The 12676-nt window shown below is 42.4% G+C and carries 15 protein-coding genes and 1 other RNA gene; 8 read left to right on the top strand and 8 right to left on the bottom strand.

The features are described 5' to 3' along the window. The first annotated feature begins 31 nt into the window (after window positions 1–31). Window positions 32–334: a 30S ribosomal protein S14 gene (gene rpsN, locus PCC7418_RS17340; protein ID WP_015227487.1), complete on the top strand. Its 303-nt coding sequence runs from the start codon at window positions 32–34 to the stop codon at window positions 332–334. Window positions 335–525: 191 nt separating this feature from the next. Here the strand turns inward: rpsN and PCC7418_RS17345 are convergent, their stop codons facing one another. The 3 genes from PCC7418_RS17345 to PCC7418_RS17355 all read right to left on the bottom strand — a co-directional run bounded on the left by PCC7418_RS17345 (window position 526) and on the right by PCC7418_RS17355 (window position 2632). Beyond that, window positions 526–771, bottom strand: a complete 246-nt coding sequence (locus tag PCC7418_RS17345; protein WP_015227488.1) for a DUF1902 domain-containing protein — start codon at window positions 769–771, stop codon at window positions 526–528. 41 nt (window positions 772–812) lie between these two features. After that, window positions 813–1649, bottom strand: a complete 837-nt coding sequence (gene rsmI / locus PCC7418_RS17350) for a 16S rRNA (cytidine(1402)-2'-O)-methyltransferase (RefSeq protein ID WP_041596316.1) — start codon at window positions 1647–1649, stop codon at window positions 813–815. 254 nt (window positions 1650–1903) lie between these two features. After that, the gene (locus PCC7418_RS17355; protein WP_015227490.1) at window positions 1904–2632 is read right to left on the bottom strand and encodes a hypothetical protein; all 729 of its coding nucleotides are present in this window, start codon (window positions 2630–2632) and stop codon (window positions 1904–1906) included. A 187-nt stretch (window positions 2633–2819) separates the two neighbouring features. Between PCC7418_RS17355 and PCC7418_RS17360 the strand changes: the two genes are divergently transcribed. Beyond that, window positions 2820–3584 carry an HAD family hydrolase gene (locus PCC7418_RS17360; RefSeq protein ID WP_015227491.1) on the top strand — a complete coding sequence of 255 codons (765 nt, stop codon included), beginning with the start codon at window positions 2820–2822 and terminating at the stop codon, window positions 3582–3584. A 182-nt stretch (window positions 3585–3766) separates the two neighbouring features. On the opposite strand, the gene PCC7418_RS17365 is transcribed toward PCC7418_RS17360, so the two are convergent. Then, on the bottom strand, window positions 3767–5113 hold the full coding sequence (locus PCC7418_RS17365; RefSeq protein WP_015227492.1) for a sensor histidine kinase KdpD: 1347 nt from the start codon (window positions 5111–5113) through the stop codon (window positions 3767–3769). A gap of 594 nt (window positions 5114–5707) precedes the next feature. On the opposite strand from PCC7418_RS17365, the gene PCC7418_RS17370 reads away from it, so the two are divergent. Together PCC7418_RS17370 and PCC7418_RS17375 are read left to right on the top strand one after the other, a co-directional pair. Further along, window positions 5708–6505 (top strand): glycine/sarcosine N-methyltransferase, encoded by a 798-nt coding sequence (locus PCC7418_RS17370; protein ID WP_015227493.1) that lies wholly within the window; start codon window positions 5708–5710, stop codon window positions 6503–6505. 164 nt (window positions 6506–6669) lie between these two features. After that, the gene (locus PCC7418_RS17375) at window positions 6670–7503 is read left to right on the top strand and encodes a sarcosine/dimethylglycine N-methyltransferase (protein WP_015227494.1); all 834 of its coding nucleotides are present in this window, start codon (window positions 6670–6672) and stop codon (window positions 7501–7503) included. A gap of 139 nt (window positions 7504–7642) precedes the next feature. On the opposite strand, the gene PCC7418_RS20680 is transcribed toward PCC7418_RS17375, so the two are convergent. Next, the gene (locus PCC7418_RS20680; RefSeq protein WP_171814927.1) at window positions 7643–7783 is read right to left on the bottom strand and encodes a hypothetical protein; all 141 of its coding nucleotides are present in this window, start codon (window positions 7781–7783) and stop codon (window positions 7643–7645) included. Between the two features lie 246 nt (window positions 7784–8029). Between PCC7418_RS20680 and rnpB the strand changes: the two genes are divergently transcribed. From rnpB to PCC7418_RS17385, 3 genes are all read left to right on the top strand, one after another. Beyond that, window positions 8030–8409, top strand: an RNA gene (gene rnpB, locus PCC7418_RS19610) — RNase P RNA component class A. Window positions 8410–8486: 77 nt separating this feature from the next. Continuing rightward, window positions 8487–9275 (top strand): ribonuclease III, encoded by a 789-nt coding sequence (gene rnc, locus PCC7418_RS17380; RefSeq protein ID WP_015227495.1) that lies wholly within the window; start codon window positions 8487–8489, stop codon window positions 9273–9275. After that, window positions 9272–9952, top strand: coding sequence for a RibD family protein (locus PCC7418_RS17385; protein ID WP_015227496.1), 681 nt, complete (start codon window positions 9272–9274; stop codon window positions 9950–9952). Before rnc ends, PCC7418_RS17385 begins: the two co-directional genes overlap by 4 nt. Window positions 9953–9962: 10 nt before the next feature. On the opposite strand, the gene PCC7418_RS17390 is transcribed toward PCC7418_RS17385, so the two are convergent. The 3 genes from PCC7418_RS17390 to PCC7418_RS17400 form a co-directional block, all read right to left on the bottom strand. Further along, window positions 9963–10496: a late competence development ComFB family protein gene (locus PCC7418_RS17390; RefSeq protein WP_015227497.1), complete on the bottom strand. Its 534-nt coding sequence runs from the start codon at window positions 10494–10496 to the stop codon at window positions 9963–9965. An 18-nt stretch (window positions 10497–10514) separates the two neighbouring features. After that, the gene (locus PCC7418_RS17395) at window positions 10515–11363 is read right to left on the bottom strand and encodes a M23 family metallopeptidase (protein WP_015227498.1); all 849 of its coding nucleotides are present in this window, start codon (window positions 11361–11363) and stop codon (window positions 10515–10517) included. Window positions 11364–11584: 221 nt separating this feature from the next. Beyond that, a complete protein-coding gene (locus PCC7418_RS17400) occupies window positions 11585–11797 on the bottom strand; it encodes an Hfq-related RNA-binding protein (protein ID WP_015227499.1) in 213 nt (70 codons plus the stop codon). A 22-nt stretch (window positions 11798–11819) separates the two neighbouring features. On the opposite strand from PCC7418_RS17400, the gene dapF reads away from it, so the two are divergent. Beyond that, window positions 11820–12668: a diaminopimelate epimerase gene (dapF, locus tag PCC7418_RS17405; protein WP_015227500.1), complete on the top strand. Its 849-nt coding sequence runs from the start codon at window positions 11820–11822 to the stop codon at window positions 12666–12668. Window positions 12669–12676: the final 8 nt, after the last annotated feature.

Genomic DNA, 12676 nt, shown 5'->3' on the forward strand with positions numbered 1-12676 from the left:
TGAAGCAGTATTTTTAAAGCATAAATTTCTGATGGCAAAAAAAGGAATGATTGAGCGCGAGAAAAAGCGCCAAAAACTAGTTGATAAATACGCTGACAAACGAGCAGAATTAAAAGAACAAATTAGAACCTCCACCTCTCCCAGAGAACGCTTCCAACTGCAACGAGAACTGCAGCGTCTTCCCCGCAACAGTTCCCGCACTCGTCTCCACAATCGTTGTAATGTAACAGGTCGTCCTCGCGGTTATTATCGTGATTTTGGACTCTCTCGTAACGTTTTCCGGGAATGGGCGCATAAAGGGTATTTACCAGGCGTTGTTAAATCAAGCTGGTAGTCGTTAAAACAACCACTCCAGAGAAGACAGATAAGTTATCGTGTCTTTTGGATTTGATAATAACTGCCTCAGCCTATTTTAGGTTGGGTTAGCCACTGTGTAACCCAACGAAATTTTGTTAGTGTTGGGTTTCATTATTTTCAACCCAACCTACTTAACTTTTTTAGTTCAGGAGTAAAAGATTTTGGCACTTATCTTGCGATTTGAATGGTTTCCTGTCGGTGACTCGTTATTTGAATTTCGATTTCGTTGACAGAAACATCTTCAATCATACGATTCAACTGCAATAATTCAGGAACTAATGTTCTTAGCTTTTGTGTCAATCCTTCTAAAGTTTCAGCTTCTGTTGCTAAACCAGGAACAGTTTCACTCTCTGCTGTCCAAACTTGAGCAGATTCATCCCAAAACGCGCTAACGTCACACTTTGTTTTATTCATGTTTTATGGCAAAAGACTACTTTTCAGGATATCAAAAATCATTAGTCCGATAGGTCAAGGGAAAGCTGATAGATTTCTTGACGGGATAAAGATGTCATTGTAGCTAACTGACGACTGGCTTGCGATCGCGTGACTCCTTGGGCTAAAAGTTGTTTCAGTTCTGTTTTAATTTCTTCGACAGACAGATCCATTTCTTCTGTTTCTGCTTTCCCTGCAATCACAAGTGTGTATTCTCCTTTTGGTGTTTGCTGATTGTAGAATAAAATTGCTTCTTCTAAAGTTGCATAATGAAAGTCTTCATAATATTTCGTTAACTCTCGTCCTAACATCACCGCGCGATCGCGCCCTAAAGACTCTCCTAAATCTTGCAACGTTTGTTTTAATTTATGAGGCGATTCGTATAAAATAATCGTTCGTGTTTCCTGCTGCAGGAGTTGTAAACGCTCTTTTCTCGACTTTCCTTTAACGGGTAAAAACCCCTCAAAAACAAAGCGATTCGTAGGTAGCCCAGAGACAGCAAGGGCAGTAATCGCAGCCGTCACCCCTGGAATAGGAACAACAGAAATCTTTGCTTCCACACAGGCTCTCACTAAATCATATCCTGGATCGGAAATACAAGGCATTCCCGCATCTGTCACCAGCGCGATCGTTTTTCCTTGTTGCAATCGTTCAATAATTTCTGGTTCTCGTTGCTTGCGATTATGGTCGTGATAGCTAATCTGTGGCGTTACAATGTCATAATACTGTAACAATTTCCCCGTGTGGCGAGTATCTTCAGCAGCAATTAAATCAACCGTTTTCAGCGTATTAATCGCCCTGAAGGTCATATCTTCTAAGTTACCAATGGGAGTTCCTACTAAATAAAGGATTCCTGACATATTTTTCTTAATAATCAATCGATAGCAGTTTTCACACTTCTTGAGGTACATTCTAAATTTTGGTTCTTTGTTCTTTGTTCTTTGTTGGTTGTGAATCAATGAACCACGAACCATGAACCATGAACGTCCACCGACTTGCTTTGTACCTCAACCAACTAGTAAACGCTATAACAATAATTGAAAAGTGCTATCAGAAAAAAATAACCCCCTCAGGAAGATGAAGGGGATCTGCATGGAGAACAAGAAGAAGAAAATCACTGATCTAACGGATAAAAAAGTTTAGTTTCATCAGAGTATTGCCAGCGAATGTTTTCGGGATCGCGCTTTTGTGACCACTCCGCAAAATCAGGGTCAGATTTTCGACGACCAAGGGTGCTGGAATGAACGCCAAGGCGTTTGGCAAGTTCGGCTTGAATCAGAGATAAATCATCTTCTGCTGTTACCGATTGCATTGTTGCCGTAGCAACCGCACTATTTTCCGTTTCATTTTCAGCTTCAGAAGGAACAGTGGAAACTTCAGTTCCATTAGAAGTGGAAGCCATAGCAATTGATTGATTCGGTTCTTCTTGCGCTTCTAAGGCTTCTAGAGAATCTGGTTCTTCAAAAAAGTTCTCCACCGCACTCGCAGTTAAGAAATAGTAAACACTGCCTTGATTTTCTAACTCGCGCCGTTTCGCACTAAATTCAGTTGCCTTATAATCTAGAAATTTACTGGCTTTTTTGCCTTCAATATTGGCTTTCATGGCAAGATCAACTGGGGTAACACATCCATTGTTTTCTCGAATCAGTTGATTAAATGCAGGATTGACTTTACCAACAAATCGTTGCCATTGCCATTGTTGAACCACTTGCCAGACAATAATGATTAAGAGCAACCCCAGCAAAACCGGCCAAGCGGTTGCAACCACCACTGCAACAAGCGCGATCGGGATAATAAGAACTAAAAAGCCAGTTGCACCACTGTCAATTACTTTTCCAGTCATGGGTTTTGTTTTGAGTTGTCGGCAATTGCAGAAACTATTTTTCGGTCTGTAGAAGCAACAATTTTCTACAACCAGAGTTGTTTCTATTGACTCTTGCTCTCTATTATCTCCGATTTCACGAATTTTGTTGCATAAATTTAAATCAGTTGCACAAACGTATAATATTACAAATAACCAGTATTATTTTATGAAGTCTCTCGCGAATTTGACCCGTCAAGATTGTAAAACGGTTCGTTTAATTGCCACTGATTTTGATGGTACAGTGACAGAAAATGGGCAGTTAACTGCCTCTGCAATACAAGCACTCGCAAGATTACAGCAATTTGGCATCGCAGTTGTCATTGTTACGGGTCGGTCTGCGGGTTGGGTGAATGGATTGCGCCATTATTTACCTGTTGCAGGCGCGATCGCGGAAAATGGAGGATTATACAATTCTCAACCCGATACGCCCCCTGATATCCTTGTCTCTATCCCGTCTCTCACGCAACATCGCCAAAATCTTGCCCAAGTCTTCCAAAAATTGCAGGTTACTTTCCCTCATCTGCAAGAAGCAACCGATAATCCCTTTCGCTTTACGGATTGGACATTTGATGTTGCAGGATTATCAGAGTCTGATTTAACGCAACTCCAACAGCAATCTCAGCAAGAAGGATATAGCTTCACTTATAGCAGCGTCCAATGTCATATCAAACCGCAAGCGCAAGATAAAGCAACAGGCTTAAAAACAGTTCTCAGCAAATATTTCTCTGATTTAAAGCCAGAAGAAATTTTAACCATTGGTGATAGTCCTAATGATGAGTCTTTATTTAATCCTGATTTATTCCCGCTTTCAGTCGGCGTGGCGAATATTCAACATTACACTCAGCAACTCACACACACCCCTCAGTACATCACAGCAGCAGCAGAAGGAAAAGGCTTTTGTGAATTAGCAAATTATTTAATGAGTTATTAGTCATTAGTCATTGGTCATTGGTCATTAGTCATTGGTCATTAGTCATTGGTCATTAGTCATTAGTCATTAGTCATTGGTCATTAGTCATTAGTCATTAGTCATTGGTCATTAGTCATTAGTCATTGGTCATTAGTCATTGGTCACTGGTCATTAGTCACTGGTCACTGGTTACTGGTCACTGGTCACTGATTAATAATGCTTGCTGGGAGGAATACGGTTAAAACTTCTCCCATTTCTGCACGTTGACGAACCGTTAATTTACCCCCAAGGGCTTCAAATAGGTTTTTCGTGACACTTAAATTTAAACTCAGACTTCCTGTTTCGGGTTGTAGGGTTAGCAGTTGACCAATGGACTTTCCTGGAGACTGAACCCGATTTTGACCGATGCTTTGCGCGTTGGAAGTTTGAGATAATAATTGCAGCTTAATTTGACTTCCTGCTGTAGTCACTTGGATTTTCATTTTGCCGCCACTGGGTAAACGAGATGTAAAGTTTTCCATTAATCCCGTTAACACTTGTGTCAGTAACTCTGGACTACTAATGACGGTGGGTAACTGTTTGGGAAGAATGACATCTAATTCCACATTCCGCCGTTTGGCTTGTTTTTTCCAGTAAGGAATACTTTTGGCGAATAAATCTTCTAAGGGAATGGGAGTTAACTGCACGCCTTGTTTGGTTTTTCCTTCTAATTCTGTCGCTTGGAAAATTAATTCCATGCGGTTAATTTGTTCGGTACACTCTTGATCAATCACGCGCAACCGTTTCAAAACATCTGATCCTAAATCTTTCCGTTTTAGAAGTAACCGCGTTAGCATCCGAATTGTAGTTAAGGGCGTTCTCACTTCATGGGTGAGAGCTTGCAACAGTTCCACATCAGGAGTTTGGGCTTGATCAAGATTGTGATGTTCGCTGACGGGTTTCTCGGCTGGTAAATGAGTTAATAGTTGTCGAGTGAAATCGCTGACCAGACGATAATGAGGAGGACACAGGGGAAACTGTTCTCGTTTTTCTTCAATCGAGGTCAGGTGTTCTGGGGAATTTCTTTGTAAGCGCGATCGCAGCCTTAGCCAAGCCCGTTGAGTCACTTCAGGATCAAAGGAAAAATCAAAATGGGAGTTTCCTTCTGAGTCAACCGTTAGCATCAGTAACAGAGAAAATTCTGAGGTAAAAACTAAGCAAAACTGCTCATCTTGTAGGGGATCATCTGCTGATAGCGGGATTGCTTGGATCGGTGAGGAATGGTGGGCTGTTTCTTCTCCGCGAACGGGTGCAAAAGTCAGTAGGCGTGAAGAACTCACCCCCGCTAACGTGATTTCAGGGGTAAAAACAACAGTTGTCAAACTTTGATTGGGGTTGGTAACGGGTGCGGGACTGGACAAAATCAATCCTTGCGCGATCGGTTTGAGTAATGATTCTAGTGACGCGATCGCGCTGTACCATTCCCGCCATCCTTGCAATTGATCCGTTTTTCCCGAGGACTGTTGTCTTTCCATCATTTGACTTAATGCTGGCAACTGTTGAACACTCACCACTTGCCCCCTTTTTCATAAATAAACTCTCACCGACTAGCCTTGATCATAACCATCCCCACCCTTACTCCCGTAGCCGTAGAACCGAACGAATCAGTCGCGATTTCCACTTGTGCTGACTTCTTTGATGAACCCAAATCGTCTGTTTTTTTTCATCTATCTTTAGTTTGATCATTTTCTTACAATATTAATTTTTATTAAGATTATGTTTTTTTTGCCCTCCCCCCTAGACAGAAATCCAAATAAACGATTCAATGTAAGGGGTTGCTAAAGTAGCCAAATTCTAAAATGACATTTGTATTTTGGGGAAGTGTATTTAAATCAAGAAAATTGCTCACGAGAACCTAACTCAAAGTAAACCCAAAACCTGACCAGAAGGGAAATCTAGGACTTACTTAACAGTGTTCCAATTCCTGAAATGAGGACAAAACATGGAAGCAAAATCAATTAATTTGATGCTAATGATGCCAAAATTTCCCCAAAAAATGTCAAAAATTAAGACAAAGGTTGACTCAGTTGGGTTGTGAGTATTTTCAAGGAAACTGTGAAGTAAGACTCAAAACCAATAACTCCACAAACGAATAAAAGTAAATTATGGCTATCAAAGAAAAACAAGTTCAAGACTACGGCGAGAATCCCATTGAAGTTCGCGATAGTGACCACTACCAAAATGAGTACATCGAAGGCTTTGTTGAAAAGTGGGATGAACTGATTAACTGGCACGCCCGTTCTAGCAGCGAAGGGGAATTTTTTATTAAAACCCTCAAAGAACACGGTGCAAAGCGTGTCCTCGATGCTGCAACTGGAACTGGATTCCACTCCATTCGTCTCATTGAAGCTGGCTTTGATGTCGCAAGCGTCGATGGTAGTGTGGAAATGCTGGTCAAAGCATTTGAAAACGCCACTCGTAAAGACCAAATCCTCAGAACCGTTCACTCTGACTGGCGACAAGTGACTCGGCATATTCAGGAACGGTTTGATGCAGTGATTTGTCTAGGAAACTCCTTTACTCACCTCTTCTCAGAAGAAGATCGTCGCAAAACCCTCGCTGAGTTCTATTCCGTCTTAAAACATGACGGAATTTTAATTTTAGACCAACGGAATTATGACTTGATTCTGGATGAAGGGTTTAAGAGCAAGCATACCTACTACTACTGTGGCGATAATGTCAAAGCAGAACCCGAATATGTTGATGATGGGTTAGCGCGTTTCCGTTACGAATTCCCTGATCAGAGTGTTTATCACCTCAATATGTTCCCATTGCGGAAAGATTATGTTCGTCGTCTGCTTCATGAAGTGGGCTTTCAAGATATCACGACTTATGGTGATTTCCAAGAAACCTATCATCAAGATGATCCCGACTTTTATATTCACGTTGCGAAAAAAGACTAAACCTGACTGAAAATGCCGTTGGGTTAACGCTCCCAAACAGGGTAAAATCCAGCTTGGAACATTGAACCTTGTCAGTGAACAACTGTCAGGTTAATCATTTCCTAGACCCTCTCTTGTTGGGCTGGGAAAAGCCTTAAGAACGTAACGAGGTGAAGTAATATTGTATGACTAAAGCAGACGCAGTCGCCAAACAAGCACAAGATTACTACGACAGTGGTAGTGCCGACGGCTTCTACTATCGGATTTGGGGGGGAGAAGATCTCCACATCGGGATTTATAACACCCCTGATGAACCAATTTATGATGCAAGTGTCCGCACTGTCAGTCGCATTTGTGACAAAATTAAAAATTGGCCAGCAGGAACCAAGGTGCTTGACCTTGGCGCAGGTTATGGTGGCTCCGCTCGTTATATGGCAAAGCATCACGGCTTTGATGTGGATTGTTTGAATATCAGTTTGGTACAAAACGAGCGCAATCGCCAGATGAACCAAGAACAGGGACTCGCTGATAAAATTCGTGTTTTTGACGGCAGTTTTGAAGAGTTACCCTTTGAAAATAAGAGTTACGATGTTCTCTGGTCACAAGATTCTATCCTCCATAGCGGGAATCGTCGGAAAGTCATGGAAGAAGCCGATCGCGTCCTCAAGTCTGGAGGCGATTTTGTTTTTACTGATCCCATGCAAACCGATAATTGTCCAGAAGGGGTCTTAGAGCCAGTCTTAGCTCGGATTCATTTAGATAGTTTGGGTTCAGTTGGTTTCTATCGACAAGTGGCGGAAGAACTCGGTTGGGAATTTGTTGAATTTGATGAACAAACTCACCAGTTAGTTAACCACTATAGTCGAGTGCTGCAAGAACTGGAAGCCCATTATGATCAATTGCAACCTGAATGCTCGCAAGAATATTTAGACCGCATGAAGGTTGGCTTAAATCACTGGATTAATGCAGGTAAAAGTGGTTACATGGCTTGGGGAATTCTCAAGTTCCACAAACCCTAGTTGATCGCCTTCTCAAATTAAACCGACTTTCCCCTTCCTGGTTTTGGGAAGGGGATTTTAAAATGAAACCTTCGTTGTTGGCTATTGGTTATTTCGTTGACATACTCACCGCCCTAGAAGGACGGTGATTCTTCGGTCTTCACAGATTCCGAATTACTGATTCAGCGACACCACTTACTGATTCAGGTTTCCCTTCATCAGCAGAGGCGGAAGTCTCCTCAGTCGTTTGAGGTTTCCCTCTAGTTTCCCAAGGCAATTGGGTACTATTTAGATTAGACAACCAAATTTCTTGTTGATTGCTTTAATCTCGACGAGAGATCAAGGTTTTTAGACTGGTTGAATACCTTTCCAGTATTTCCCTATATTAACACAGAACGCCCTTAAGGGCGGGGCTTTAAACCCGTGATATTTCGGTAAAAGTGTCTGTTACAAAGCAAACAACAAATAACTAATAACAAACAAGAAAATCAAACGTCGGGAACATTTGAGCAACGGGATCATTCCAGTTACACTAAAAGATAGAAGGAGAGTTGGCGAGGTAGTTGCAGTTCTTGGTGTCTTGTCACCTTGAATTGAGGAAAGTCCGGGCTTCCAAAGACCAAACTGCTGGGTAACGCCCAGTGCGGGTGACCGTGAGGAAAGTGCCACAGAAAAATACCGCCGTAGAAGATCAATCTTCTGCGGTAAGGGTGCAAAGGTGCGGTAAGAGCGCACCAGCAGCATCGAGAGGTGCTGGCTCGGTAAACCCCAGTTGGAAGCAAGGTCGAGGGAAGCTATGGTTGGTCTTTTACCAGCTTCCGATGTAAGGGAGTACCGCTTGAGGCTTTTGGTAACAAAAGTCCCAGATAGATAACTACCCTCAAGTGTATCTTGAGAACAGAACCCGGCTTATGTCCAACTCTCTTTCTATTTCGGTTTTTTCGACTTGAAAAAACAATTCTTCTGTAAGCACATGGTCATTTAATAACTCTCGTAGGAAGAAAATGAGGGCAAATCGCTCTTCTGAATTAGCAACCGATGGTCGTCACTCGAAAACAGAGTCAAAAGCACCCCGCTCTGGAAATCGACAGGGGCGATCGCGCCGAGGTCGGGAATTAGAAAAACTGGTAGAACGGTTAGGATTAGCAGACACCACCCCCGTTGATTGGAAATTATTGGATTTAGCCTTAACTCATCCCAGTGCGTCTAGTGTAGCGAATTATCAGCAACTAGAATTTGTGGGCGATGCTGTTGTCCGTCTCGCAGCATCAGAGTTACTCTTAGAAACCTATCCCGAAGCACCAGTGGGGGATTTTGCTGCGATTCGTTCGATTTTAGTCAGCGATCGCGTCTTAGCAGAATTTGCTGAAAGTTATGGCATGGATGGGTTTTTATTGATGGCAGGAAGTGCAGCGAAAAATAAAGCAGGAGCGCGATCGCGCTTAGCCGACACCTTTGAAGCAGTCTTAGGTGCGCTTTATCTCAGTACCCACTCCATGAAATTAATCCGTCCTTGGCTTGATCCCATTCTCAAGGAAAAAGCGGATCAAATTCGCCAAGATCCCGCCCGTCAAAACTATAAAGACGCACTCCAAGAATGGACGCAAGCCCATTATAAAGTTCTCCCTCACTACCAAGTCGAAGAAACTGGACATGGCTATGATGATCCCGAACGGTTCACGGCTTATGTCTGGTTACAAGAGCGTTACTTGGGTCAAGGGAAGGGACGCTCGAAAAAAGCAGCCCAACAAGCTGCAGCCCAATCTGCTTATCAACAATTAACTCAATCATGAATCGTCCTTACACCACTGTTGTCCTCGCCATGAGTGCTGATGGCAAAATCGCTGATACCGCGCGATCAGCAGCAGAGTTTTCCTCTCACATCGATCGCGCTCATTTAGAACGACAAGTGGCAAAAGCGGACGCAATTTTATTCGGTGCAGGGACACTCCGCGCTCACGGGAGTGCCATGTCCCTGCGTAATTCTGATTTAATTGCTCAGCGTCGTCAGCAACAAAAGCCTGATCAACCGATTCAAATTGTCTGCACGCGATCGGGTAGCATTTCCACCGAGATTCGCTTTTTCCAGCAAAAGATTCCCCGTTGGCTCTTAACTAGTCAAGAGGGGGCTCAATCTTGGCAGAGCCAATCCACTGAGTATTTTGAAGAAATCATTACTTCTCCAACCACTGACGGTGAAATTAACTGGCAAGGCGTACTCAAAACGTTCAGGGAAAAAGGAATTGAAAACTTAGCCATTTTAGGAGGAGGAGAACTGGTTGCTGCGCTATTTTCTGAGCAACTTCTCGATGAATTATGGTTAACGGTTTGTCCTGTTTTATTAGGCGGAAAAACCGCACCCACCCCGATTGAAGGAATAGGCTGGGATGCAGAAAACGCGCAAAACTTAAAATTACTGGCAGTAGAAACGATTGATCAAGAAGTTTTTTTAAACTATCGTCTTTCTTAGATCTTTTTGATTAATTTTCGTATTCCTCAGCATAAGTTTGTAAAAGGCTACTAATTTGTTGAGCGACTTCTGTTTCCGTATCTTTTCCGAGAGCTTTTCGTGCTCCTAAAACTTTATCACTCTTCAGATGATGGGTAATCGCTTCTTGCACTCGTTGATTAATGAGTTCTTGTAATTCATTTTGCGCCCGTTGTTTTTGATAGTTTGCACCTTCTTCAGTTGTCGCATACAACGGCGGTAAACGATTTAAAGCGTAAGCCGTAATATCACTCAAATCTATAGATTGGTCACTGGTGACTTCAATTTCAGCAACGATTGTTATCGCTTCAGTTAATACTAATTCCTCCATCACATTAATACACTTTTTGCGATGGCTAGCGACGACTTTACCGTTGAGTAGTGCTGACATGAGCTCATCTAAAGCACTATATTCGTCAGGAGAAAGTTCGGTTGTTGTTTCACAAATCCGACTAATTTCTCCTTCCATAACAGGAGTGAGATATCCGTCATTTAGAGCTTGAGCAACAATTGTTTTAATTTCCATTCTCTGATAGCGTTTTGGTTACTGAATTTCTTGAAAGCGCCATGGCGCTGGATCAATGGCTCGACCATTGACATATAATCCCCAATGGAGATGAGGACCAGTGGAAGCTCCTGTTGAGCCTACTGTACCAATTTTTTGTCCAGCGATCACGCGCTCTCCTTCTTGGACATTAATATCATTTAAATGAAGAAAAATACTCAGAACTCCTTGACCATGATCAATCCCAATCGTGTTCCCATGAACATGAAAGCCTTCACTTTCTTTCCCCACTAAAGCAATCCTTCCATTCGCAGGCGCAACCACTGGTGATCCAGTTCCTGCTGCGTAATCTACGCCTTTGTGATAGTAGTTTTCTGCAAACTCTCCGTTATAGTAGCGACGAACCCCAAAAACAGTGGAAACTCGCCCTCGGTTAGGACGGACAAAAGTTCCAGTCCAGTATTGTTGGGGAGTCACCAGTTTTTTGAATTGTGCAACCCGATTCAATTCTAATTCTGTTGCTGGTCTATTATTACTTCCTGATAACCAGATCCGTTGTGTTGGAAAAGCGCGATCGCGCAACCAAACTAAAAAATTTCTGGTTGTCTGTTCGCCACGAATGGTTAAAGGAACTTTCCCCGAGTCATCTAAAGGGGTTGTGGGAATCAAAGTCCGATATAGATTATTTCCCACCGCAAAGACAGGATAACTTTCATCCCCCCAAGTCACTTGCGGTTTGACCTCATTCGGGTCCGTTTCCATGGTCACAGAAACCGTATCTCCCAATTGAGGATTATCAGGATTAATTTTGACTTCCAGCGCCTCAGCAGGAAGCGCGAGTGTGAACAAACCAAGTAAAAGCCCATACCCCTTAATTTGCCAACCCATGATGAAAATTCTCCTCACTAAAAATCAATATTATGCTTACACTATAGATGATCAAAGAATTGCGATATAGCGTTTCTTAGTCTGTTGAGGTACAAAGCAAGTCGGTGGACGTTCATGGTTCATGGTTCGTGGTTCATTGATTAACAACCAACAAAGAACGAAGAACCAAGAACGAAGAACAAAAATTTAGATGTACCTCAAGAAGCGTGAAAACTACTATATTATGATTTTGGCTTAAGATAAGCAACTGATTGTCGCCAAACTAGGGTAGATTGGTCATAATGATCCACTAAACATAAACAATGTTGGTCTTGCCAAAGCACTCTACCGACAATTAAATCTTCACTGAGGAGTTTGATTTCCACATCCTTCTCTTCTTTAATTAAATTTTGTACCATGCGGGTACTCGGTAAACCCGTGTCAAATTCTGTCATCGTAATCCTCATTTAATGCACTATGAAAATTAACTTTACCAAATATCATGGACTTGGCAATGATTTTATTTTGATTGACAACCGTCATGACGATACCCCTTGTCTGACTTCCGAACAAGCGATCAAACTCTGCGATCGCCATTTTGGAATTGGGGCTGATGGGGTAATTTTTGCCCTTCCTCCCCAAGGCGACAGTAATTACACCATGCGTATTTATAATTCTGATGGCTCAGAACCCGAAATGTGTGGCAATGGAATTCGTTGTTTAGCTCGTTTTGTTGCAGAGTTAGATGGTAAAACGGAGAGTAATGAAGTTTATAAAATTCATACCTTAGCAGGGATGATTCGCCCGCAATTACAGGACGGCGATAAGGTCACAGTGAATATGGGTGAACCCTATTTACTAGCAGAAGAAATCCCAACCACTTTAGGATCTGCACAAGAAAAAGTGATTAATCAATCGTTGACGGTTGCTGAACAAACTTGGCAAGTCACTTGTGTCAGTATGGGAAATCCTCATTGCATTACGTTTGTTGATCATGCGGATGCCATTGATCTAGAAAAAATTGGTTCTCAGTTTGAAAATCATTCTGTTTTTCCGAAACGAATTAATACCGAATTTATTGAAGTTGTTCGTCGTGATTATATTAAAATGCGCGTCTGGGAACGGGGGGCTGGTATTACTTTAGCCTGTGGAACAGGGGCTTGTGCTTCTGTTGTTGCTGGGGTTTTGACTAATAATTGCGATCGCGCTTCCACGGTCGAACTGCCTGGGGGCTGTTTAGAGATTGAATGGTCAGAAAGTGACAATCATGTTTATATGACAGGACCCGCGACAAAAGTTTTTACAGGAGTATATGAGACACAATAATAACTTTT

This window comes from Halothece sp. PCC 7418, assembly GCF_000317635.1.
Lineage (GTDB): Bacteria > Cyanobacteriota > Cyanobacteriia > Cyanobacteriales > Rubidibacteraceae > Halothece.

Coding starts and splice junctions, on each gene's coding strand:
- rpsN (WP_015227487.1), top strand. CDS start 32: ATGGCAAAAAAAGGAATGATTGAGCGCGAGAAAAAGCGCCAAAAACTA.
- PCC7418_RS17345 (WP_015227488.1), bottom strand. CDS start 771: ATGAATAAAACAAAGTGTGACGTTAGCGCGTTTTGGGATGAATCTGCT.
- rsmI (WP_041596316.1), bottom strand. CDS start 1,649: ATGTCAGGAATCCTTTATTTAGTAGGAACTCCCATTGGTAACTTAGAA.
- PCC7418_RS17355 (WP_015227490.1), bottom strand. CDS start 2,632: ATGACTGGAAAAGTAATTGACAGTGGTGCAACTGGCTTTTTAGTTCTT.
- PCC7418_RS17360 (WP_015227491.1), top strand. CDS start 2,820: ATGAAGTCTCTCGCGAATTTGACCCGTCAAGATTGTAAAACGGTTCGT.
- PCC7418_RS17370 (WP_015227493.1), top strand. CDS start 5,708: ATGGCTATCAAAGAAAAACAAGTTCAAGACTACGGCGAGAATCCCATT.
- PCC7418_RS17375 (WP_015227494.1), top strand. CDS start 6,670: ATGACTAAAGCAGACGCAGTCGCCAAACAAGCACAAGATTACTACGAC.
- rnc (WP_015227495.1), top strand. CDS start 8,487: ATGAGGGCAAATCGCTCTTCTGAATTAGCAACCGATGGTCGTCACTCG.
- PCC7418_RS17385 (WP_015227496.1), top strand. CDS start 9,272: ATGAATCGTCCTTACACCACTGTTGTCCTCGCCATGAGTGCTGATGGC.
- PCC7418_RS17390 (WP_015227497.1), bottom strand. CDS start 10,496: ATGGAAATTAAAACAATTGTTGCTCAAGCTCTAAATGACGGATATCTC.
- PCC7418_RS17395 (WP_015227498.1), bottom strand. CDS start 11,363: ATGGGTTGGCAAATTAAGGGGTATGGGCTTTTACTTGGTTTGTTCACA.
- PCC7418_RS17400 (WP_015227499.1), bottom strand. CDS start 11,797: ATGACAGAATTTGACACGGGTTTACCGAGTACCCGCATGGTACAAAAT.
- dapF (WP_015227500.1), top strand. CDS start 11,820: ATGAAAATTAACTTTACCAAATATCATGGACTTGGCAATGATTTTATT.